This is a genomic window from Gordonia sp. (in: high G+C Gram-positive bacteria) (assembly GCF_047602025.1).
Taxonomy (GTDB): domain Bacteria; phylum Actinomycetota; class Actinomycetes; order Mycobacteriales; family Mycobacteriaceae; genus Gordonia.
Genome location: NZ_JASGII010000001.1, coordinates 256748 through 277526 on the forward strand (window position 1 = coordinate 256748; position 20779 = coordinate 277526).

The window sequence follows — 20779 nt, forward strand, 5'->3', positions numbered from 1 at the left end:
GGCGCCTCCTCGTTTTTCGACGGGGTTCGGGACGTGTCAGCGTCCCCGCAGCCGGGCGAATACCCGCCCGAGGGCGTAGCAGAGTGCGCCGAGCACTCCGACGAAGAAGCCGATCGGCCAGTCGGTGAGGTACCCCAGCGCGATGGCGGACCACGTGATGACAAGGGCGATCGCCACCGATAGCGCGACGCTGACCAGCGGCCGCGACGTCAGGTAGCGCGCCGCGGCTCCGGGCGCCACCAGCAGGTTGAAGATGAGGAGCGCGCCGACGATCGGCACGGCGATCGTGGTGACCAAACCGACGAGGAGTGCGAACGCCAGGTCCATCCCGGCGCCGTGCGCACGCCGAGAGCGGGCGAGCTCGCTCGAAACGGCGTCGAGCAGGACCGGGCGGTAGAGCGCGGCCGTGGCGCCCAGCGAGATCACGGCCAACACGGCCATGGTGATCAGCTCGGCGCGGCTGATGCCCAGGAGCTGGCCGAACAGCAGCGAGTTGAAGGTCGCGGCGTACTCGTTGCTCAAGCTGGTGAACAGCATGCCCAGCGCCAGTAGCACCACGAAGGTGAACGCCGTGGCCACATCCCGGGACGAGCGTCGCTGCAACCAGGTGACCAGGCCCGCGCCGCCGACCGAGAATACGGCCATCCCGGCCAGCGGGTTCACCCCGACCAGGGCCGCGCCGGCGGCACCGGAGAAGGCGCTGTTGGGCAAGGAGTGGGCGAGGAAGGCCGACCGGCGGGCGACGACGAGGAATCCCACCGCACCGCCGGCGATCGCGATGATCGTGCCGCCGATCCACGTGTTGATCATGAAGGGTTGAAACATCAGACGGTCGCCTCCTCGTGCCGGGCGGCCCGGCGCTCGGCACGGGCCCAGGCCGGGGTGACCCAACCGGAGAGCAGGTAGCACGCAAAGATGGCGGCCACGATGAAGAAGCTGACCGGTGCGCCGCGGTGGTCGGGAGTCCACAGCGGGCTGAAGTAGGCGACGACGACACCGACAAGGACCGACCCTGCGCCGATGGCGCTCGCCGTGGCGATGGCGCCACCGGGGGTGCGCGCATACCGCAGCCCGGCTGCGGCGGGACCGATGAGCAGAGCGGTCACCAATAGCGCCCCCACGCTCATCGAGGCCATTGCGACCGCCATCGCGGTGGCGGCGATGAAGCCGGCGTCGACCAGGCCGACTCGGCGCCCGTGGGCCTTGGCGAGGTCGCGGCCGAGGCTGGACTGCAGCAGCGGTCGGTAGGTGAGAGCGATGATCACGAGGGTTGCGGTGGTGAGCCCGACCAGGATGGGGACGAGGGACGACTGCAGGGCGAACAGAGACCCGAACAGCACGGCCTCGGCGGCGCCGCTGGTGGTCGGCTTCTGTGTCGCCCAGTAGAGGAACAGCGCGGACAGACCCATCCCGGCGCCGACCACGATGCCGGTGGACACGTCGCGGTCGCGCGGGTTGCGCAGGCCGACGGCATTCATCACCGCGGCGGAAATCAGCGACATGCCGAGGAAGCCGGCCAGGGGCGGCATCCCGATGACGTAGGCGGCGGAGGCGCCGGTGGACGACAGGTCGCCGATTCCGTGGCCGGCGAACGTCTGCCCGCGGAGCAGGATGAAAATGCCGACGACCGCCGCCGTGACGGCGGCCATGATGCCGACGGCGAGGGCGGTGTGCACGACCTCGCTGCGCACCAGCGAAGACCACGTCGGTCCGGCCGGTCCGTCGACGTCGGCGAGGAGGACGGTCACTTGCGGCCGCCGGAGGTCGCGGCCGACAGGTCCAATTCGTCGGGAATCAGCACGAACAGTCGGTCATCGACGTCGACCACCTCCACCTTCCGCTGGTAGAGGCGGGAGAGCACCTCGGTGGTGATGACCTTGTCGACGGGGCCCTCGGCGACGTTGCCGTTGGCCAGGTAGACGACGTGGTCGAGCACCCCGAGCAAGGAGTTCACCTCGTGCACCGACAGCAGGATGGTGATCCCCCGGGTGTCGGCCAGGGTGCGCAGCAGGTGCGCGATCTCGGCGGTGTTGGCCATGTCCAGGTTCGCGAACGGCTCGTCGAGCAGGAGCAACCGCGGCTGTCGGGCGAGCGCATGGCCGATCATCAGGCGTTGCTGCTGCCCACCCGACAAGGTTCCGACGCGCTGGTCGGCGAAGCTGTCGGCGCCGACCAGCCGCAGCGTCTCCATCGCCTGTTCACGATTGGCGGCCTTGCGCAGCCCGGTGCCGAAGCGCACATCGTCGAGTCCGAGGGCCACGACGTCGAGTGCGGTCAACGGCAGGTCGACATCGAGGTCGATGCGCTGGGGCACGTAGCCGAGCGAGCCATGGCCGGCGGTCGCCGGACGCCCGTCGATCAGGACTTCGCCGGTGAACGGCTCGCCGATGCCGAGGATCGCGCGGAACAGGGTCGTCTTGCCCGCCCCGTTCGGCCCGATCAGTCCGGTGAACATACCGGGGCCGAGTGTGAACGAGATGTTGTCGAGGACCTGCTTGGGTCCGAAGGCGACGCTGAGGTCGTGGACCTGCAGGACCGGCTGTTCGTCGCTGCTCATCGACTCAGACTCTCGGTCGACGTGCCGCCGGTGACGGCGGCGGACAGCGCCTTGACCTCGGCCAGCATCCAATCCTGGTAGGAGAAGCCCTCGGGCATCGTCTCGTAGACGGCGACGACGGGGACCGCGGCCGCCGTGGCCTTGTCCAGCAGCGCCTTCGTGCTGTTGTCGTTCACCTGCTGGTTGTAGATGAGTGCCTTCACCTGCTTGCCGGTGATGAGCGAGTTCTGGAACTCCAGATCGGTGGCGGCCGGATCGGTGTCGTTCATCACCGCGGCCTCCAGCGACCAGGGGGTGCGGATATTGACCCCGCCGGCCTTCAGCAGGTAGTCGGCGACGGGTTCGGTGACGGCCACCGGCGTGCCCGGGTGGGCCTGGGCGAAGGCGGCCAGTGCGTCGCGCCACGGCTGCAGCGACGCTTTGAAGGTCACGGCCTTCTGCTCGAACTCGGCTTTGGCGGCGGGGACCAGCTCGCCCAACGCCTGCGCGATCGCGTCGGCCACGGCCGGCATCGTCTCCGGGTCGTACCAGAGGTGGGGGTTGGGGGTGTTGTCCGGCAGGCCGCGGACCTGCTGGGCGTTGATGATCTTCCGGTTGGGCGACGGGTTGGCCTTTTCGATCTTCGTCATGAAGTCGTCGTAACCCAGGCCGTTCTGAATGAGCAGGCGTGCCTGACTGACCTGCTTGGCCACCGAGGTATTGGCCTCGAACGAATGCGGGTCGGTGTTCGGGTTGGTCATGATCGAGTGCACCTCGACGTGGCTTCCGCCGATCTGGGCGAGGACGTCGCCGTAGGTGTTCTCCGCAGCGACGGCAACGATCTTCCCGTCGGTGGAGTCCGCCGGTTCGGCACCCGAGCAGCCGATCATCGTGAGGGCGGCGATGCCGACGGTGGTGGACGCGAGCAAAGCGCGGATCGGACGAGTGGACTTCAGCATGTCAAACCCCTAGTTAAACGATAATGGTTCTCATTATCGACAACAGGGTACATACCACTGCCCGATTGTGCGCGGGGAATCTCTCCTCAGGCGCGGTCGGCGGCGAGCTGGGGTCGCTGCTCGGCGGCCGATTCGTCGCCTCCCGACGCGACCGGGGTCAGCGTCAGCAGCGACGCCTCGGGGCGGCAGAAGAAGCGCGCGGGCGCGTACGGCGACGTGCCGAGGCCGGCGCTGACGTGCAGGCGCATGTGGTTGCCCCACTGCGACGGTCCCTTGACCCGCGAGCGGTCCAGCTCGCAGTTGGTGACGATGGCGCCGTAGAACGGCAGGCAGAGCTGTCCGCCGTGCGTGTGGCCGGCCATGACCAGGTCGTAGCCGTCGTCGGCGAAGCGGTCGAGCACGCGCGGCTCGGGCGAGTGGGTCAGCCCCAATCGCAATTGCGCGAGCGGGTTCGGTCGGCCGGCGATGGTGTCGTACCGGTCGCGGTCCAGGTGCGGGTCGTCGACGCCGGCGGCGGCGATGCGCGTGCCGGCCACCTCGATCTCGTGCGTGCGGTGCGTTGCGTCGAGCCAGCCGCGCTCGATGAACGCGGCGCGCATGTCGCGCCAGGGGAGCGGCTCGCCGTGCTTGCGCTCGTGGTCGGTGTCGAAGTACTTCAACGGGTTCTTCGGCGTCGGACCGAAGTAGTCGTTGGAGCCGAAGACGAACAGCCCCGGGTGGGCGAGCAGGCCGTCGAGCGCCTGCATCACCGCGGGCAGCGCCTTTGGGTGCGCGAGGTTGTCGCCGGTGTTGATGACCAGGTCCGGCTCGAGGGCCGCGAGCTCGGCGACCCATGCCTGCTTCAGGTACTGGCCGGGCATCATGTGCAGGTCGCTGATGTGGAGCACGCGCAACGGTGTCGACCCCGGCTCGAGGACGGGGAGCGTCGCGTGGCGCAGGGCGAACGCGTTGCGCTCGATCACCGTCGCGTAGAACAGCCCCGCCGCCCCGGCGCCCGCCGTCGCCGCCGCGGCCCGCGCGGCGGGCGAGGACAGCACGGACGTCAGACGGGAAACAGCGCGATCAGACATGCGTATCAGGATACGCGCGGGCGCACCGACCGCCCACTCGGCGACATCGGACCGCCCACTCGGCGACATCGGACCGCCCACTCGGCGGGGTTGGACCGCCCGCTCGGCGAAAGAGGGGGTGGCGGTCAGCCGGGGATCTGGATCTCGACCGGGCCGACGCCGGGAACCTCGACCGTGGTCTCGGTCGGGCCGCCGCCGGTCTTCTTGCCGTCGCTGACGTAGATGGTCACCTGGGAGCCCGGCATCGCGGTGTACGCCGGTGCGGTGAACACGACCGATCCCTTCGGGCGCGAGCTCGGCGCCTCCAGCTGGGTCACCTTGAACCCGGCCTTCTGCAGCCGTGCCGTCGCCTCGCTGGCCGGCAGGCCGACGACGTTCGGGATGCGTCCGCGCGGTGTGCCCTGCATGTACTCCCACGAGACCGGCGGCAGGAAGGTCGGGCCGAACTTGTCGGCGACCGGTCCCATCGCGCTGAACCACGTGCGGGCGGGCTCGCTGCCGCCGTAGAGGTTGCCGTAGCCGCACTGGCGCAGCGGGCCCGAGCACAGCTCGGCGGGGCGGGGGCCGTCGTTGTAGGCGTAGACCGCCGCGGCCAGGTTGTTGGTGTAGCCGACGAAGGCCGACGAGCGGTGCGCCTCGGTGGTGCCGGTCTTGCCCGACATCGGCATGCTCCAGCCCGATCCGCGGGCCGCGGCGGCGGCCGTACCGGCGCCGACGTCGTCCTTGCTCATCAGGTTCGCCATGGTGCGGGCCAGCCCCTTGTCGACGACCTGCTCGCAGCGCGGCGGGGCGAACGGGACGTTGGCCATCGCCGGCTTGCCGTCGGGCCCCATGACGAGGTTGCCGTAGCGGTCGCGCTTGACCTTGGTGATGCCGGCGATCGGGTTCGGCGGGCACCACACGCCGCCCGACGACAGCGTCGCGGCGACGTTCGATAGCTCGAGCGCGTTGATCGCGAACGGGCCGAGCGTGAACGAACCGAGGTTGCCCTGCTTGACGTAGGTCGCGATCGACTTGTCGCCGATGCCCGACGAGCCGGGGGTCGTGTAGCTGCGCAGGCCCAGGCGCACCGACATGTCCACGGTCGGCGGGACGCCGACGCGGCGCAGCAGCTCGACGAACGCCGTGTTCGGCGACTGCGCGAGCGCGTTGGTGATCGACATCGACGCGGGGTACTTGCCGTCGTTCTTGACGCAGAACATGCCGGGCGGGCAACCGTTGGTGGCACCGCTGTTGCCCATGCCCTTGAGGGCCAGCCGCGTCGGCACCGGGATGTTGGAGCCGCCGCCGATGCCCTTCTCCAGGGCCGCGGCGACGGTGAAGATCTTGAACACCGAACCGGCGCCGTCGCCGACGAGGGAGAACGGCTGCGGTTGGACGGTCTCGCCGGCCTTCAGGCGCAGGCCGTAGTTGCGCGAGGAGCCCATCGCGAGCAGGTCGTGCGACCGCTCGCCGGGCTTGATGACGCTGGCGACCTGGGCGACGCCGTCGGCGTACGGGCTGGCGTACTGCTGCAGCGCGCGGACGGTGTTGCGCTGGACGACGGGGTCGAGCGTGGTGCGGATCGTGTAGCCGCCGCGCATCACGGTGTTGCGCGACATCCCGTTCTCGGCGAGGAACTTCAGCGCGTAGTCGCACAGGAAGCCGCTGTTCTTGGCCGAGATGCAGCCCTGCTGGGCGACCTTCGGCTGCGGCAGGATGCCCAGCGGCTCCTTCTTGGCCTTCTCGATCTCGTCCTTGTGCTCCGGGAAGACGTCGACCATGGTGTCGAGCACCAGGTTCCGGCGCTCGGTCGCACCCTTGGGGTTCGTGTACGGGTTCAGCGCCGAGCTGGACTGCACGAGGCCGGCGAGCATCGCGGCCTGCTGGATGTTCAACTCGCGGGCGGGGATGCCGAAGTAGGTCTGCGCCGCGGCCTCGATGCCGAAGGCGTTGTTGCCGAACGGAACCGTGTTCAGGTAGCGCGTGAGGATCTGCTTCTTGGCCTCCTCCTTGGCGCCCTTGGCGTCCAGGCCGCGCTCGCGGCGGGCCTGCTCGGTCATGGACTGCTCCATGGTGAGGGCCATGCGGACCTCGCGGAGCTTGCGGGCCGGGGTGGTCGCGGTGGCGGCCTGCTTCTCGGCCTCGGTCCTCGACAGCACGAACAGCTGGTAGTTCTTGATCAACTGCTGGTCCAGCGTCGACGCCCCCTGCTGGACCTCGCCGCTCGACGAGTTCTTCAGGGCGGCGCGGATCGTGCCCTTCCAGTCGACGCCGTCGTGGTCGAAGAAGCGGCGGTCCTCGATGGCGACGATCGCGCGCATCATGTTCGGGTTGATGTCGTTGAATCCGACCTGGAAGCGGTACTGGTCGTAGAGGAGCGCGATCGGCTTGCCCGTCACGTCGGTCATCGTGGTGACCTCCGGGACGGTGCCGTTCAGCAGCTCGGACGAGACGTTCTCCATCGCGGCGGCGGCCTTGTTGGACGCGATGCCGACCCCGCTGGCGAGCGGGAACAGCAAACCGGCGACCAGGATGCCGGAGACGAGGATCGCCCCGGCCAGCCGGCCGAGCTTGCTCTTCGTCTCCGACGTCATGCGGGAGGTGGGTTTAGACGGCACGCCCACAGGATACGGGGGATTCCTAAGAAGTCGGTAGGCGCGCGCCGTGACTGTCTCGTGATATCGGCGGATCGGCCGAAAATGCCGTGAACAGGGGCGTTTGCTCGCGGTTAGCACGAATGTCCCAGTTTTTTGGTACAGGTCTTGCTTTCTGGGCGGCGCTCTACATAGATTTGACGACGGATGTGACCTACACAACACCGCCGGGTCGAAGATGACCTGGGTAACTGTGTAGACGAGCGAACGAGGCAGAGGGGCTGGCATGACGCCGACGACACTGACGACCGGGGAATCGGAAGCGCGACAGGCATGGGTGTCGCAGGCGAAGTGTCGAGGTGAGGATCCGGACCAGCTGTTCGTCCGCGGCGCCGCCCAGCGCAAGGCCGCCACGATCTGCCGCCACTGCCCGGTACAGCTCGAGTGTGGTGCCGACGCGTTGGACAACCGCGTCGAGTTCGGTGTCTGGGGAGGGATGACCGAACGCCAGCGCCGCGCCCTGCTGCGCCAGCACCCCGAGGTCACCTCGTGGGCGGACTTCTTCGAGGCGCAGCGGCGCCGGCAGCGCGCCGACGTCGGCTAGGAACTCACCCGGCTCATCCCCGTGAGGTGATCTGCTCGGCCACGGCGCGCAGCGCGGTGGCATCGGCGACCTCGAACGGCAACGCCGGCACACCGACGATCGGCACCTTCGGGTGCACCGTGGTGAACCGGTTCAACAGATCCAACTCGCGACGCCCCGTCGCCGTGCGCAATTCGTGCACGTCCAGGACCCCCTTGGTGAGCGGGTCGTCCATCTTCTCGGCCGCGGCCGCCGCGGTGGCCGCCGAGATCGAGGTCAGGTTCGGGTGCGTGCGGTTCACGATCAGCCCGGCCAGTGGCATCCGCTCGGTGGAGAGTCGGTCGACGAAGAACGCCGCCTCGCGCAGCGCGTCGGGCTCCGGCGCCGCCACGACCGCGAACTGGGTGCCCGGCTGGTTGAGCAGCTCGTAGGTGCGGGCGGCCCGCTCCTGGAAGCCGCCGAACATCGAATCCAACGACTGCACGAAGGTCGCGACGTCGCGCAGGGTGTCGCCGCCGACGACGGTCGAGACGCCGCGCATCGCCAACCCCATCGCGCCGGTGACGACCCGGCCGACGCCGCGGCCGCCGCCGATCAGCATCTTGCTCAGCCGCCCGGACAGGAACGAGCCCAGCCGCTGCGGCGCATCGAGGAAGTCGAGCGCGTTCCGCGACGGCGGGGTGTCGACGACGATCAGGTCCCAGCGGTCCTCCTCGAGGAGTTTGCCGAGCTTCTCCATCGCCATGTACTCCTGCGTGCCGGAGAACGACGACGCCACCGTTTGGTAGAAGGAGTTCGCCATGATCGCCTCGGCGCGCTCGGGCGTCGAGTGCTCCAGGACCATCTCGTCGAAGGTCCGGCGCATGTCGAGCATCATCGCGTCGAGCGAACCGCCGCCGGTGACCTTCTTGCCGTCGGCGCCGGTGAGCGGCACGGGCTGCGGCTCGTTGGTGAGCGAGTCGACGCCCAGCGACTGCGCCAGCCGCTTGGCCGGGTCAATGGTGAGCACTGCGACCTTGCGCCCGTGCTCGGCCGCGTACAGCGCCATCGCGGCGGCCGTCGTCGTCTTGCCGACGCCGCCGGCGCCGCAGCAGATCACGACCTTCGTCTTCGGCGAGAGCAGGATCCCGCCCATCTTCAGCGCCTCGGTCATCTAGACGCCCGCCTCTCGCAGCACGCGGGCCAACTCGTACACCGACGCGGTGTCGTGCCCGTCCAGGTTCGGCAGCTCCAGCGTCGCGATGGTCGCCCCGCCCTTGTTCTCGACGGTGTCGAGCTGCCCGGAGGCCACCTGCTGCGCCTGGTAGCGGATGGCGTGCTCGATGGCCTCGGTGAGCAGTCCGGCCAACTCGTCCTGGTCCAGGTCGATGCCGGCGGCCGCCAGGTTGGACTTGATCCGCGCCGCGTCGATCGTGCCCTCGGCGATGTCGTCGATCTCGTCGTCGGGCAGCAGCGCCGGGACGACGCGGTTGACGAAGATCGTGCCGACCCGCAGATCCTTGGCGAGCAACTCGTCGACGGCCTCGACGGTCTCCTGGATGGGCATCGCCTCCAGGAGCGTCACGAGGTGGACCGCGGTGTCGGGGGAGTGCAGCAGCTTGGTGACGCCGTCGCTCTGGTTGCGGATCGGGCCGGTCTTGGTGAGGTCGGCCATCGCCTGGGTGACGTCGAGGAAGTTGCCGATCCGACCCGTGGGCGGGGCGTCGACGACGACCGCGTCGTACAGCAGCTTGCCGCCCTTGTCGGTGGCGATGATGCGCTCCTTGATCTTGCCGGTGAGGATGACGTCGCGCAGGCCGGGGGCCACCGTCGTCACGAAGTCGATGGCGCCGATGCGCTTCATCGCCCGACCGGCGAAGCCGAGGTTGTAGAACATGTCGAGGTATTCCAGGAGCGCGTACTCGATGTCGATGGCCAGGCCGTACACCTCGCCGCCCTCGACGGTCGCGATCAACTCGTCGGTCGGGGGGAGTGGCGGGCGATCGAAGAGCTGGGCGATGCCCTGGCGGCCCTCCACCTCGACGAGGAGCACCTTCTTGCCCTGTTGGGCCAGGGCGAGGGCGAGGGCGCCGGCGATGGTGGTCTTGCCGGTGCCGCCTTTTCCGGAGATGAAATGCAGACGCGCCCGCTTCGCGGCGGGGGGCCAGGAATCACTCGCAGCAGGCCCGGCGTCGTTACCTTTTGTGGTGACCACGACGTAAACACTAGTCGCGTTGACACCGCCCGATACGCTGGACCACATGAGCGAGTCATCTTCACGACCGGCGTGGGAGTACGTGACCGTCCCGTTGCTGACCCACGCGACCAAACAGATCCTCGACCAGTGGGGTGCCGACGGGTGGGAACTCGTCAGCGTCCTGCCCGGGCCGACCGGCGAGCAGCACGTCGCCTACCTCAAACGGGCCAAGGACTAGAACGATGAGCAGCTGGTCGTCGCGGTTGTCCGAACTGGGTCTGACGCTGCCCCCGGTGGTGCCGCCGCTCGCGGCCTACCAACCGGCCGTGCGGACCGGGAACCTGGTCTACACCGCCGGCCAGCTGCCGATGGTCGACGGCGAGCTCATGTTCCGCGGCAAGGTCGCCGAGGGCGCCGAGGGCATCGTCTCGCCCGACGACGCCAAGGCCGCCGCGCGACAGGCCGCGCTCAACGCACTGGCCGCCGTCGACGCCCTCGTCGGCCTCGACGCGATCGTCCAGATCGTCAAGGTGGTGGGCTTCGTCGCCTCGGCCGACGGCTTCGCCGGCCAGCCCGGCGTCGTCAACGGGGCGTCGGAGCTGATCGGGGAGATCTTCGGCGACGCCGGCAAACACGCCCGCTCGGCCGTCGGGGTCAACGAACTGCCGATCGGCGCGCCCGTGGAAGTCGAGCTGATCGTCGAGGTGAAGCCGTGAGCACCGAAGCCGCCCCCGAGCCCGAGGTCGAGGAACTGAAGCACCCGGCCTACGGGAAGCTGCGCGAGGTCACCCCGTTCGCGTCGGTCCTGCTGTGCGAGAACCCCGGAATGATGGAGCTCGAGGGCACCAACACCTGGATTCTGCGGGCGCCGGGCCACCCGGACTGCGTCGTCGTCGACCCGGGGCCGCGCAAGCACAAGCCGCACGTCAAGGAGATCGTCAAGGCGGGCAACGTCGTGCTGACGCTGATCACCCACCGCCACCACGACCACGTCGGCGCCATCAACGCCCTCTACAAGCGGACCGGCGCCCCGGTGCGCGCCAAGCGCCCGAGTCTGTGCCGCGACGCGCGCCCGCTCGTCGACCGCGAGGTGATCAAGGCCGCCGGGCTGAAGATCACCGCGCTGGCCACCCCCGGGCACACCGGCGACTCGATGAGCTTCCTCGTCGAGCACGACGGTCAGCGCGCCATCCTCACCGGCGACACGATTCTGGGCGAGGGCACCACGGTGCTCGACCCGCGCGACGGCGGCCTGCGCGACTACCTCAACTCGGTGAACCGGCTCATCGTCGAGGGCAGCGGCCCGATGGAGAGTGCGACCGCGCTGCTCCCCGGCCACGGCCCCGACCACCCCGACCTCGTGCCCGTCGCGCGGTACTACAAGAAGCACCGCGAGGAGCGGATCGACCAGATTCGGGCGGCGCTGGACGCGATGGGCGTCACCGCGCAGGAGGCCAAGCCGATGAAGGTCGTGCGGAAGGTCTACGCCGACGTCGACAAGAAGCTGTGGCCGGCCGCGCGCATGTCGGTCAAGGCGCAGTTGGAGTACCTGCGCGAGGAGTGACCCGCGTTATCGGGTCAGCGGGCGCGGCGCGCGAGGCGCTCGGAGTCGGCGATGAGGACGCTCTTGCCCTCGAGTCGCAGCCACCCGCGCTGGGCGAAGTCGGCGAGCGCCTTGTTGACGGTCTCGCGCGAAGCGCCGACGAGCTGGGCGATCTCTTCCTGGGTGAGGTCGTGCGTCACGCGCAGCGCGCCGTTCTCCTGCGTGCCGAACCGCTGGGCCAGTTGCAGCAGCTGCTTGGCGACACGACCGGGGACGTCGGTGAAGATCAGGTCGGCGAGGTTGTTGTTGGTTCGGCGCAGGCGACGGGCCAACACGCGCAGCAGCTGCTCGGCGATCTCCGGGCGGTCCTTGATCCACGCCTTGAGGGCCTCGCGGTCCATCGAGACGGCCTTGACCTCGGTGACGGTCGTCGCCGACGACGTGCGCGGGCCCGGGTCGAAGATGGAGAGTTCGCCGAACATGTCCGACGGACCCATGATGGTGAGCAGGTTCTCGCGGCCGTCCGGGGAGCGTCGGCCGAGCTTCACCTTGCCGGACTGGATGATGTAGAGCCGGTCGCCGGGCTCGCCCTCGTGGAAGATCACGTGTCCGCGGGGGAACTCCACCGGTTGAAGCTGCTGGGACAGCGCCGCAACTGCACTGGGCTCGACACCCTGAAAAATGCCGGCCCGGGCAAGTACGTCGTCCACTGTTGAACCTCTCTCATCACTCACAAAACGAAGGCGAAACCAGCGCCTTCTGCATCAAAATCACAGGCTACTGGAAATGCGACCCAAAATGTTGGATGGGTCACGTTTGGCGATAACGTGTGGCTCAGCTGGCCCGACGGGCCGAGCTGCCGGCGATCGGCACAGGTGGCAGAGTCGCCACGCTCGCCACCTCCGCCGGGGTGGAATCGGCGGCTCCCGGCGCGGTCAGCAGCGAATCGACCTGATCGGGGCTGACGGCATCGGAATGCCGCATCACCAAGACCTCCAGCTTCTCCATGCCGACGACGACGAGCATGAGAACCAGGGGGAACAGAATGGCCGCCAGTCCTTGCATGCCGATCAGTAAACATCAGCGCATACGGCCCGGCCACTCAAACCGGGAGTCGTCACACCATCGTTACCGAGGTGTGAGTTTCGGGCTCACCAGGGCAGGCGGACCCAGGGGCTCGACGGGTCGCTCAGCAGGCTCTGCAGCGCCGGCTGCGACTCGGCGAGCGACTGCTCGGCGGAGAAGTGCTCGCCGTCGGAGGCCCACAGGGCGCGCCCCACGGCGTACGCGGTGCCGAAGTCCTGCCACGACGGGTAGAACTGTCGGGCGCGGTTCACCCCGGCGGTCAGCAGTGGCCACGCCTCGTCGGCGGTGAGGTAGCCCAGTCCGACGCTGGTGCGGACGACGAAGGCCATGCGGACCAGGTCCCAGGCGTAGGTCGACCGGAACTCGTGGGGCATCTGCGGCAGGCGCAGCGCGGCGAGGAAGTAGCCGGCGTCGCTCGCGACCTCCATGCCGTAGTCCGGCAGCAGGGAGTCGATGAACGCGCGCTGCTGCTCGGGGGTGTCGCCGACGTGGGGGAGGATCAGCTCGAGCAGCCCGTCGAACTCGGGTCCGTGCATCCCCTCGAGCAGGGCGCTGCCCATGGCCAGTGCCGAGGCGCGGTCGGTCACGCCCCAGCTGCCCTTCATCATGCGCTTGGTGATCCACTTGGCGCCGTCGAGATCGAAGTCGTCGCAGCACGCCTTCACGTCTTTCCCGTTGGCGCGGATCGCCAGAAAGATGGCGGCCGGCGCCAGGGCGCGCACCTGGTCGGCGGAGTACTTGGGTTGGTCGAGCCAGTTGAAGGAGGTCACGAGCCCCGAATGTAGTGGTCGTGGCGCCGTCCGGCCAGGGCCGTGTCGACCGGGTGATCGACGCGGCCGCGCTATCGTCGGGGACATGCCCGATGCCGTGCCGCCCGCGCGATCACTGCGGTTGATGTCCGACTATTCGTGCGGCTGGCCGCTGTGGGGCGAGGGCATGCGCATGCACGGGCGCAACGACGACGGCGCCCACCTGGGACTGTCCGCCGACACGGCGGCCGCCCTGCGCGGTTGGCAGGAGTTCTTCGAGTCCCGATTCCACTGGGACGACGGCTGGACCGAACCCGGCGACGCGGCGGCGTACGAGCGGACCGGGCGCGAGTTGTTGGCGCGGCTGCACGCCGAACTGCCCGACTACGCCATCGAGCTCGATCTGTGGCCGGTCGACAAGGGGACGGTCGGGAGCTGGGAGTCGGGCGACTGACCGGTCACCGGCCTGACGTGCGGCCTCGCTAACCTGGATTGGTGGCCGCGCGAGGAGAACCCGAGTCGCACCTGGCGCTGGTGCGCCGGGCGCGGCGGATCAATCGCACGCTGCAAGTCGCCTTCCCGCACGTCTACTGCGAACTGGATTTCACCAACCCGCTCGAACTGTCCGTCGCCACGATCCTGTCGGCGCAGTGCACCGACGTCCGCGTCAACCAGACGACCCCGGCGCTGTTCGCCCGCTACCGCACGGCCGCGGACTACGCCGGCGCCAACCGCGCCGAGCTCGAGGAGCTCATCCGGCCCACGGGCTTCTACCGCAACAAGGCCAACTCGATCATCGGGCTCGGCCAGGCGCTCGTCGAACGCTTCGACGGGGAGGTGCCGCGCACCCTGCGCGAGCTGGTGACGCTGCCCGGCTTCGGCCGCAAGACCGCCAACGTGATCCTGGGCAACGCGTTCGACGTCCCCGGGCTGACCGTCGACACCCACTTCGGGCGACTGGTCCGCCGCTGGGGGCTCACCGAGGAGACCGACCCGGTCAAGGTCGAGAAGGCGATCGCCGAGCTGATCCCCCGCAAGGAGTGGACCGACTACTCGCACCGCGTCATCTTCCACGGCCGCCGCGTCTGCCACGCCCGCAAACCGGCGTGCGGCGTGTGCACCGTCGCCCGCGACTGCCCCTCCTACGGCGAGGGACCGGTCGACAAGGAGGCCGCCGCCAAGCTGGTGAAGGGCCCGGAGACCGACCACCTGCTGGCGTTGGCCGGAATGGGCGACTCGTGAAGGCGTCGACGCGCGCGGGATTGCGCTCCCCGGTGTTCCGCTGGACCGTCGTGTTCGGCGTGGTGCTGGCCGCCCTCGTCGTCGCGATCTGGCCGCGCGCGAGCACCCCGGTCGACGACGCCGGACCGTCGAGCACGCCGCCGCGCCCGCTGCCGTCGTCGAATTTCTCCCCCGACGAGATGGCCGCGGCCCGCGGTCGCGCCGCGCTGGCCCCGTGCCCGACCGGCGCCGGCCCGACCGGGCCGCGAGCCGCGCTCGCCGGGGTCACCGCCACCTGCCTGGTCGACGGCACGACGATCGACATCGGCGCGGCCACCGCCGGCCGACCGCTCATCGTCAACTTCTGGGCCACCTGGTGCGGGCCGTGCCGCCGCGAGCTGCCGGTCGTCGCACGGTTCGCGCAGCGTGCCGGCGACCGCGTGACCGTCGTGACCGCGCACGACAGGCAGGGCGCCGACGCCTACCTGGCGCTCGCCCTGCTGACCGAGATCGACGTCCACCTGCCGACCGTCCTCGACTCCGACGGAGCCATGGCCCGCGCGTTGCGGATCCGCCAGGTCCTGCCGGCGACGGTGTTCGTGCGCGCCGACGGCACCATCGCCGGTTCCCCGGTCCGGCTCTACGAGAACCCCGACGACCTCGCCGCCGACGCCGGCAAGTACCTGGGGGTCACACTGTGAGCCACCTGCCCGACGGTCACGTGACCGGGCCGCTCGTCGAGCGCGACCTCATCCCGGGGTGGCTGCACGCCCTCACCGACGACGTCGACGCCCTCACCGACATCGTGAATCGGCGCGGCGGGGACCGCGCGAAACTGGCACGCATGGTCAAGGCCGCGCGCAACCGGCGGGCCGCCGCCGTCCTCATCCTCTTCGCGGGCGGCTTCGACGCGGACCCCGCCGCGCCGGGCGGACTGCCCGACGACGTCGACGTGCTCCTGCTCGAACGGGCCACCACCCTGCGCCAGCACAGCGGGCAGGTGGCCTTCCCCGGCGGCGGGCACGACGACGGCGAGCCGTACCCGGTGCACACCGCGCTGCGCGAGGCGCAGGAGGAGACCGGCCTCGACCCCGCGGGCGTGCGGGTGCTGGCGAACCTCCCGTCCTTCTCCACGCTGCCCAGCCCGTTCGAAGTCGTGCCCGTGCTCGGCTACTGGGAGACGCCGAGCCCGGTGCGGGCCGTCGACGCCGGTGAGACGGCACGGGTCGCGCGGATCCGGATGGCGGACCTGCTGGACCCGGCCAACCGATTCCAGGTGCGCCGCGACTTCCTCGGCGGCAAGGTCTACCAGGGCCCGGCGTTCATGGTCGACGGCCTGCTCGTGTGGGGCTTCACCGGCGGGCTGCTCGCCGCGATCAGCGCCGCCTCCGGGTGGGACGTGCCGTGGGACCACGACGACGTCCGGCCCCTCGACGACGCGATCGCCGCCGCGAAGTCGTCGCAGGAGCACGGGCTCCCGCTCGACCTGCCGTTCCCGCCGGATAGTGACGATTTCCCCGCGCAAGCGCGACCGGATGACTTCCACACGAACGATTCCGAGGCGTGACCGTGGGCACCGCGATCGACGTCGTCCTCGTCATCATCATCCTGGTGGCCGCCGCCTCCGGGTTCCGCCAGGGCGCGCTGGCGTCGGCGATGTCGCTGCTGGGCCTGGTCGTCGGCGCGGTCGCCGGCATCCTCGTCGCCCCCCGGGTGATCGGCGGAATCGAGGAGCCGCGCACCCGACTGATCGCGGGAATCGCGGTGCTGGTCGTGCTCGTCGTGGCCGGGGAGATCGCGGGCATCGTCATCGGCCGATGGTTGCGCCAACGGTTGCGCACGACCCCCGTCCGCTTCGCGGACAGCGTCGTCGGACTGGTGCTGCAAGCGCTGACCGTGCTCGTCGCCGCGTGGCTGCTGGTCAGCCCGATCCGCGATTCGTCACTCGCCCCGGCCGCCGACGCCGTCGAGCAGTCGCGGCTGCTGACCGAAGTCGGCGACGCGGCACCGTCGTGGCTGCGCGGCGTGCCCGACGGATTCCGCACCCTTCTCAACGACTCGGGGCTGCCCGACGCCATCGGCCCCTACGGCCGCACGACGATCAACCCCGTCGATCCCCCCGACGGTGCGTTGGCCGCCGCGCCCGGGGTCGGCAAGGCGCGCGACTCGGTGGTCAAGGTCCGCGGCGACGCGCCGTCGTGCCAGCGCGGCCTCGAGGGCAGCGGGTTCGTGTTCGCCCCGCGGCGGGTGATGACCAACGCGCACGTCGTCGCCGGGACGGCGACGCTGACCGTCCGCGTCGGCGACGCGTCGCTGCCGGCCCGCGTCGTGCTGTTCGACCCGCGCGTCGACGTCGCCGTCCTCGACGTCCCCGGGCTGAAGGCGGCACCGTTGGGGTTCGTCGACAAGGCGCTCAAGAACAAGGCCGACGCGATCGCACTCGGCTACCCCGAGGACGGGCCGTTCCACGCCTCGCCGTTGCGGGTGCGCGGCCGGGTACAGCTCACCGCGCCCGACATCTACGGGAACGCGCCGAGCCGGCGCGAGACATACACGCTGCGCGGGCACATCCGACAGGGCAACTCCGGCGGACCGATGATCACCACCGACGGGACGGTCGCCGGCATGATCTTCGGCGCCAGCGACAACGCCGGCGACGAGACCGGGTTCGCGATCACCGGCGACGAGCTGCGCGGATACGTCGAGCGCGGTCGGTCCGGTGCCGCGCCGGTCTCGACCGGGCCGTGCACGGTCGGTTAGCCGGGCACGGTCGGCGAAAATCTGGGCACGTTCGGCGAGATTCTGGGCACGCTCGGCGGTGCTAGGGGAGCCAGTCGAGGAGGAGCCGGTTCGTGCGCTCGGGCTGCTCCTCGTGCACGAAGTGCCCGGCACCGGGTACGGCCCAGTAGTCGAGGGACGGTGCCCACGGCGAGCTCGCCGTCATGGTCTTCTCGGTGATGTAGTTGTCGTCGCGGCCGCGCAGCGCGAGCACCGGAACGCCGACCGGCTGGTTCATCAGGTCCATGAACTTGGCGCCGTCGCTGCGGAACTGGGAGCGGTAGGCCCAGCGCTGGTATTCCAGCGAGCAGTGTGCGACGCCGGGGATCTGCACGGCCTCGCGGTTGCGGGCCAGCACCTCGTCGAAGTCCCGCGACGACTGCCAGCGCTGGCCGGCGCGGTCGCGGAAGTAGTCGACCAGGTAGGCGGCGTCGTGCCGGGTGATCTGCCGCTCGCCGAAGCGCGGCAGCTGCTTGTAGAGGAAGCCGCCGAGGAAGGCCTCGCGCTGCGCCCGGTCGCGGAGCACCTCGCGGCGCAGGGCCCGCGGGTGCGGTGAGGCGAGCACGGCGATCCGCGACACGACGCGGGGGTGCAGGGTGGCGGTGCCCCAGCAGACCAGGCCGCCGTCGGCGTGGCCGACGAGCGTCGCCGAACTGTGGCCGAGCGATCGGATCAGGCCGTAGGTGTCACCGGCGAGCGTCCAGCCGTCGTAGCCGCGCGGCGGCTTGTCGGAGTCGCCGTAGCCGCGCAGGTCGACGGCGACGGCGCGATACCCGGCCTTGGTCAAGGCGCTCAGTTGGTGGCGCCAACTCCACCAGAACTCGCCGAAGCCGTGCAGCATGAGGACCAGCGGCGCGTCGGCGGGTGCGCGGTCGGCGGCCTCGACCGCATGGAAGCGCAGCCCGTTCGCCCGGACGTCGAGGTGGTGCCACGGCCCGTCGAACCGGACGACCGAGGGATCGGGGGCGGGCACGAGGAGTCAGCGCTGCCGCGCGGGCGGCAGCGCGGAATGGGCCCCGGGCCCGTCGAGCTGCGGCTGGCCCGGCAGGACTTCCTTCAACGACGAGACCGAGTCCATGGTCTTCTCGGGCTTCTTGAGCTTGGTGAACAGTTTGTAGCCGAAGAACCCGGCGACAGCAGTGATGAGCAGCAACAGCAGGAACACGATGCCGAAGGCGGCCCACGCGGGCAGCCAGATCATCAGCAGCGCGCCGAGGAAGATGAAGAAGAACAGGCTCGTGTAGAGCAGCATGACCCCGGCCGCGGCCAACAGGCCGCTTCCGGCGCCGGCCTTCTTGGCCTCCTGGGTGAGCTCGGCCTTCGCGAGGGCGATCTCGCCGCGGAACAGCGTCGACACCTGCGCGGTGGCGTCCTTCACCAGGTTGCCGATGGTGGGGTCGCCGCTGGCCCCGGCGTTGGCGTCGGTCAGCGGAATCGCCGGGATCGGCTCTTCTCGCCCAGCCGTCGGCGCCTGCGAGCGCTTCTTACCGATCACATCGTCCTCCGTGGGTGGTTACCCGGTTATGGTGCCATGCCGCGATCGGGGCGGATGCGGCTACCGCTTGCGGCTGCGGATGTTCTCGAAGACCGACGGGTCGACGAGCGTCGAGGTGTCGCCCAGATCCCGGCCCTCGGCGACGTCCTTGAGCAGCCGGCGCATGATCTTGCCCGACCGCGTCTTGGGCAGCTCGGGCACGACGTTCACCTCGCGCGGTTTGGCGATCGGCGAGATCTCGGTCGCCACGTGGTTGCGCAGGTCGGTCTCGAAGGAGTCCGACGGCGCGCCGACGCCCTCGCGCAGGATCACGAACGCCACGATGCCCTGGCCGGTGGTCTCGTCGGCGGCGCCGATGACCGCGGCCTCGGCGACATCGGGGTAGCTGACCAGGGCCGACTCGACCTCGGAGGTCGAGATGCGGTGGCCGGACACGTTCATCACGTCGTCGACGCGGCCGAGCACCCACAGCGCGCCATCCTCGTCATACCGCGCGCCGTCGCCGGCGAAGTACCAGCCCTGCTCGGCGAACCGCGACCAGTAGGTCTCCCGGTACCGCTCGTCGTCGCCCCAGATGCCCAGCAGCATCGACGGCCACGGCTGGTCGAGCACCAGGTAGCCCTGCTCGCCGCGCGGGGTGTCGTTGCCCTCGTCGTCGACGATGCGGGCGCTGATGCCGGGCATCGGGCGCATCGCGGCACCCGGCTTGGTGGCGGTCACGCCGGGCAGCGGCGAGATCATGCAGGAGCCGGTCTCGGTCTGCCACCAGGTGTCGACGATGGGACAGCGGTCGCCGCCGATGACCTCGCGGTACCAGCGCCAAGCCTCCGGGTTGATCGGCTCGCCGACGCTGCCGAGCAGGCGCAGCGACGACAGGTCGTGCGCGTCGGGGATGTCCCGGCCCCACTTCATGAAGGTGCGGATCAGCGTGGGCGCCATGTAGTAGATGGTCACCCCGTACTTCTCGATCACCTCGAAGTGGCGGTGCTCGTTGGGCGTGTTCGGGGTGCCCTCGTAGATGATCTCGGTCGCGCCGTTGGAGAGCGGGCCGTAGACGATGTAGGTGTGGCCGGTGACCCACCCGATGTCGGCGCCGCACCAGAAGACGTCGCGGCCCTCCTTGTGGTCGAAGACGTTGTGGAAGGTCGAGCTGGTCTGCGTCAGGTAGCCGCCCGAGCCGTGCACGATGCCCTTGGGCTTGCCGGTGGTGCCCGACGTGTACAGCAGGAACAGCGGGTGGTTCGAGTCGAAGGCCTCCGGCTCGTGCTCGGTCGACGCCTCCGCGACGGTGTCGTCCCACCAGACGTCGCGGCCCTCGACCCAGTTCATCGTCGGGTCGTGGTTCGTGCGCTTCACGACGACGACGTGCTCGACCGACTTCGCCGCGTCGTCACCGGTGCCGAGCGCCTCGTCGACCGACGTCTTCAGCGGCGCCGGTTGGCCGCGGCGGTACTGGCCGTCGGTGGTCACCACGAGCTTGGCCTCGGCGTCGTCGATCCGCGAGCGCAGTGCCTTTGCCGTGAAGCCGGCGAACACCACGGAGTGGGTGGCGCCCAGGCGGGCGCAGGCGAGCATCGTGACGATCGCCTCGGGGACCATCGGCATGTAGATGGCGACGCGGTCGCCGGCGCGGATGCCGAGGTTGGTGAACGCGTTCGCCGCCCGGCAGACCTCGTCCTTGAGCTGGGCGTAGGTGATGTCGCGGCTGTCGCCGGGTTCACCCACCCAGTGGATGGCGACGCGGTCGCCCTTGCCGGCGGCGACGTGGCGGTCCACGCAGTTCACCGACACGTTCAGCTTGCCGCCGGGGAACCACTTGGCGAAGGGGGCGTTCGACCAGTCCAGGACGTCGGTGAAGTCGGTGTCCCAGTCCAGTCGGCGCGCCTGCTCGGCCCACCACGCCAGGCGGTCGGCGTCGGCGCGCTCGTAGATCTCCGGGCCGACGTTGGCCTGGGCGACGAACTCGGGTGACGGGGGATAGACGGCGGTGGCAGACATAGTTGTGAG

The 20779-nt window shown here is 69.9% G+C and carries 23 protein-coding genes; 9 read left to right on the forward strand and 14 right to left on the reverse strand.

What is annotated here, in order from left to right; genetic code table 11:
* Positions 1-36: 36 nt before the first annotated feature.
* The 6 genes from QM728_RS01240 to QM728_RS01265 form a co-directional block, all read right to left on the reverse strand.
* Positions 37-825, reverse strand: coding sequence for a metal ABC transporter permease (locus QM728_RS01240; RefSeq protein WP_415030237.1), 789 nt, complete (start codon positions 823-825; stop codon positions 37-39).
* Entirely contained in the window at positions 825-1748 is a 924-nt protein-coding gene (locus tag QM728_RS01245; protein WP_415030238.1) for a metal ABC transporter permease, read from the reverse strand. The genes QM728_RS01240 and QM728_RS01245 overlap by 1 nt, the downstream gene beginning before the upstream one ends.
* Positions 1745-2557, reverse strand: a complete 813-nt coding sequence (locus QM728_RS01250) for a metal ABC transporter ATP-binding protein (protein WP_415030239.1) — start codon at positions 2555-2557, stop codon at positions 1745-1747. Before QM728_RS01250 ends, QM728_RS01245 begins: the two co-directional genes overlap by 4 nt.
* Positions 2554-3495 (reverse strand): metal ABC transporter solute-binding protein, Zn/Mn family, encoded by a 942-nt coding sequence (locus QM728_RS01255; RefSeq protein ID WP_415030240.1) that lies wholly within the window; start codon positions 3493-3495, stop codon positions 2554-2556. Before QM728_RS01255 ends, QM728_RS01250 begins: the two co-directional genes overlap by 4 nt.
* Before the next feature lie 86 nt (positions 3496-3581).
* Positions 3582-4565, reverse strand: a complete 984-nt coding sequence (locus QM728_RS01260) for a metallophosphoesterase (RefSeq protein ID WP_415030241.1) — start codon at positions 4563-4565, stop codon at positions 3582-3584.
* A gap of 125 nt (positions 4566-4690) precedes the next feature.
* Positions 4691-7141, reverse strand: coding sequence for a penicillin-binding protein (locus tag QM728_RS01265; protein WP_415032812.1), 2451 nt, complete (start codon positions 7139-7141; stop codon positions 4691-4693).
* Between the two features lie 286 nt (positions 7142-7427).
* On the opposite strand from QM728_RS01265, the gene QM728_RS01270 reads away from it, so the two are divergent.
* On the forward strand, positions 7428-7745 hold the full coding sequence (locus tag QM728_RS01270) for a WhiB family transcriptional regulator (protein WP_415030242.1): 318 nt from the start codon (positions 7428-7430) through the stop codon (positions 7743-7745).
* A 13-nt stretch (positions 7746-7758) separates the two neighbouring features.
* On the opposite strand, the gene QM728_RS01275 is transcribed toward QM728_RS01270, so the two are convergent.
* Together QM728_RS01275 and QM728_RS01280 are read right to left on the reverse strand one after the other, a co-directional pair.
* Positions 7759-8877: an ArsA family ATPase gene (locus tag QM728_RS01275; RefSeq protein WP_415030243.1), complete on the reverse strand. Its 1119-nt coding sequence runs from the start codon at positions 8875-8877 to the stop codon at positions 7759-7761.
* Positions 8878-9966 carry an ArsA family ATPase gene (locus QM728_RS01280; RefSeq protein ID WP_415030244.1) on the reverse strand — a complete coding sequence of 363 codons (1089 nt, stop codon included), beginning with the start codon at positions 9964-9966 and terminating at the stop codon, positions 8878-8880. It abuts the gene before it with no gap.
* Between QM728_RS01280 and QM728_RS01285 the strand changes: the two genes are divergently transcribed.
* From QM728_RS01285 to QM728_RS01295, 3 genes are read left to right on the forward strand one after another with little or no spacing between them, the layout of a single operon-like run.
* Positions 9965-10138 carry a hypothetical protein gene (locus QM728_RS01285; protein ID WP_415030245.1) on the forward strand — a complete coding sequence of 58 codons (174 nt, stop codon included), beginning with the start codon at positions 9965-9967 and terminating at the stop codon, positions 10136-10138. The genes QM728_RS01280 and QM728_RS01285 overlap by 2 nt on opposite strands.
* Before the next feature lie 4 nt (positions 10139-10142).
* On the forward strand, positions 10143-10616 hold the full coding sequence (locus tag QM728_RS01290; RefSeq protein WP_415030246.1) for a RidA family protein: 474 nt from the start codon (positions 10143-10145) through the stop codon (positions 10614-10616).
* The gene (locus QM728_RS01295; protein WP_415030247.1) at positions 10613-11464 is read left to right on the forward strand and encodes an MBL fold metallo-hydrolase; all 852 of its coding nucleotides are present in this window, start codon (positions 10613-10615) and stop codon (positions 11462-11464) included. The genes QM728_RS01290 and QM728_RS01295 overlap by 4 nt, the downstream gene beginning before the upstream one ends.
* A 14-nt stretch (positions 11465-11478) precedes the next feature.
* Here the strand turns inward: QM728_RS01295 and QM728_RS01300 are convergent, their stop codons facing one another.
* The 3 genes from QM728_RS01300 to QM728_RS01310 all read right to left on the reverse strand — a co-directional run bounded on the left by QM728_RS01300 (position 11479) and on the right by QM728_RS01310 (position 13299).
* Positions 11479-12153, reverse strand: a complete 675-nt coding sequence (locus QM728_RS01300) for a Crp/Fnr family transcriptional regulator (protein ID WP_415030248.1) — start codon at positions 12151-12153, stop codon at positions 11479-11481.
* Positions 12154-12277: 124 nt separating this feature from the next.
* Positions 12278-12508 (reverse strand): hypothetical protein, encoded by a 231-nt coding sequence (locus QM728_RS01305; protein WP_415030249.1) that lies wholly within the window; start codon positions 12506-12508, stop codon positions 12278-12280.
* A gap of 86 nt (positions 12509-12594) precedes the next feature.
* A complete protein-coding gene (locus tag QM728_RS01310) occupies positions 12595-13299 on the reverse strand; it encodes a DUF1266 domain-containing protein (protein WP_415030250.1) in 705 nt (234 codons plus the stop codon).
* 85 nt (positions 13300-13384) lie between these two features.
* Here QM728_RS01310 and QM728_RS01315 point away from each other — a divergent pair, with 85 nt between their 5' ends.
* Genes QM728_RS01315 through QM728_RS01335 form a run of 5 tightly spaced genes read left to right on the forward strand, consistent with a single transcriptional unit; the run spans position 13385 to position 17259 of the window.
* The gene (locus QM728_RS01315) at positions 13385-13732 is read left to right on the forward strand and encodes a hypothetical protein (RefSeq protein ID WP_415030251.1); all 348 of its coding nucleotides are present in this window, start codon (positions 13385-13387) and stop codon (positions 13730-13732) included.
* Between the two features lie 41 nt (positions 13733-13773).
* Entirely contained in the window at positions 13774-14520 is a 747-nt protein-coding gene (gene nth, locus QM728_RS01320) for an endonuclease III (RefSeq protein ID WP_415030252.1), read from the forward strand.
* Positions 14517-15200 carry a TlpA family protein disulfide reductase gene (locus QM728_RS01325; RefSeq protein WP_415030253.1) on the forward strand — a complete coding sequence of 228 codons (684 nt, stop codon included), beginning with the start codon at positions 14517-14519 and terminating at the stop codon, positions 15198-15200. Before nth ends, QM728_RS01325 begins: the two co-directional genes overlap by 4 nt.
* The gene (locus tag QM728_RS01330; RefSeq protein WP_415030254.1) at positions 15197-16066 is read left to right on the forward strand and encodes an NUDIX hydrolase; all 870 of its coding nucleotides are present in this window, start codon (positions 15197-15199) and stop codon (positions 16064-16066) included. Before QM728_RS01325 ends, QM728_RS01330 begins: the two co-directional genes overlap by 4 nt.
* The gene (locus QM728_RS01335; RefSeq protein WP_415030255.1) at positions 16063-17259 is read left to right on the forward strand and encodes a MarP family serine protease; all 1197 of its coding nucleotides are present in this window, start codon (positions 16063-16065) and stop codon (positions 17257-17259) included. The genes QM728_RS01330 and QM728_RS01335 overlap by 4 nt, the downstream gene beginning before the upstream one ends.
* 61 nt (positions 17260-17320) lie before the next feature.
* Here the strand turns inward: QM728_RS01335 and QM728_RS01340 are convergent, their stop codons facing one another.
* The 3 genes from QM728_RS01340 to acs all read right to left on the reverse strand — a co-directional run bounded on the left by QM728_RS01340 (position 17321) and on the right by acs (position 20770).
* Positions 17321-18250, reverse strand: coding sequence for an alpha/beta fold hydrolase (locus QM728_RS01340; protein ID WP_415030256.1), 930 nt, complete (start codon positions 18248-18250; stop codon positions 17321-17323).
* 6 nt (positions 18251-18256) lie between these two features.
* On the reverse strand, positions 18257-18769 hold the full coding sequence (locus QM728_RS01345) for a phage holin family protein (protein ID WP_415032813.1): 513 nt from the start codon (positions 18767-18769) through the stop codon (positions 18257-18259).
* 63 nt (positions 18770-18832) lie between these two features.
* Entirely contained in the window at positions 18833-20770 is a 1938-nt protein-coding gene (acs, locus tag QM728_RS01350) for an acetate--CoA ligase (RefSeq protein WP_415030257.1), read from the reverse strand.
* Positions 20771-20779: the final 9 nt, after the last annotated feature.

What these genes read in the sequence shown, in the direction of transcription:
- QM728_RS01240 (WP_415030237.1), bottom strand. Translation starts at nt 825, where the DNA reads ATGTTTCAACCCTTCATGATCAACACGTGGATCGGCGGCACGATCATC.
- QM728_RS01250 (WP_415030239.1), bottom strand. Translation starts at nt 2,557, where the DNA reads ATGAGCAGCGACGAACAGCCGGTCCTGCAGGTCCACGACCTCAGCGTC.
- QM728_RS01255 (WP_415030240.1), bottom strand. Translation starts at nt 3,495, where the DNA reads ATGCTGAAGTCCACTCGTCCGATCCGCGCTTTGCTCGCGTCCACCACC.
- QM728_RS01260 (WP_415030241.1), bottom strand. Translation starts at nt 4,565, where the DNA reads ATGTCTGATCGCGCTGTTTCCCGTCTGACGTCCGTGCTGTCCTCGCCC.
- QM728_RS01265 (WP_415032812.1), bottom strand. Translation starts at nt 7,141, where the DNA reads ATGACGTCGGAGACGAAGAGCAAGCTCGGCCGGCTGGCCGGGGCGATC.
- QM728_RS01270 (WP_415030242.1), top strand. Translation starts at nt 7,428, where the DNA reads ATGACGCCGACGACACTGACGACCGGGGAATCGGAAGCGCGACAGGCA.
- QM728_RS01275 (WP_415030243.1), bottom strand. Translation starts at nt 8,877, where the DNA reads ATGACCGAGGCGCTGAAGATGGGCGGGATCCTGCTCTCGCCGAAGACG.
- QM728_RS01285 (WP_415030245.1), top strand. Translation starts at nt 9,965, where the DNA reads ATGAGCGAGTCATCTTCACGACCGGCGTGGGAGTACGTGACCGTCCCG.
- QM728_RS01280 (WP_415030244.1), bottom strand. Translation starts at nt 9,966, where the DNA reads ATGTGGTCCAGCGTATCGGGCGGTGTCAACGCGACTAGTGTTTACGTC.
- QM728_RS01290 (WP_415030246.1), top strand. Translation starts at nt 10,143, where the DNA reads ATGAGCAGCTGGTCGTCGCGGTTGTCCGAACTGGGTCTGACGCTGCCC.
- QM728_RS01305 (WP_415030249.1), bottom strand. Translation starts at nt 12,508, where the DNA reads ATGCAAGGACTGGCGGCCATTCTGTTCCCCCTGGTTCTCATGCTCGTC.
- QM728_RS01315 (WP_415030251.1), top strand. Translation starts at nt 13,385, where the DNA reads ATGCCCGATGCCGTGCCGCCCGCGCGATCACTGCGGTTGATGTCCGAC.
- acs (WP_415030257.1), bottom strand. Translation starts at nt 20,770, where the DNA reads ATGTCTGCCACCGCCGTCTATCCCCCGTCACCCGAGTTCGTCGCCCAG.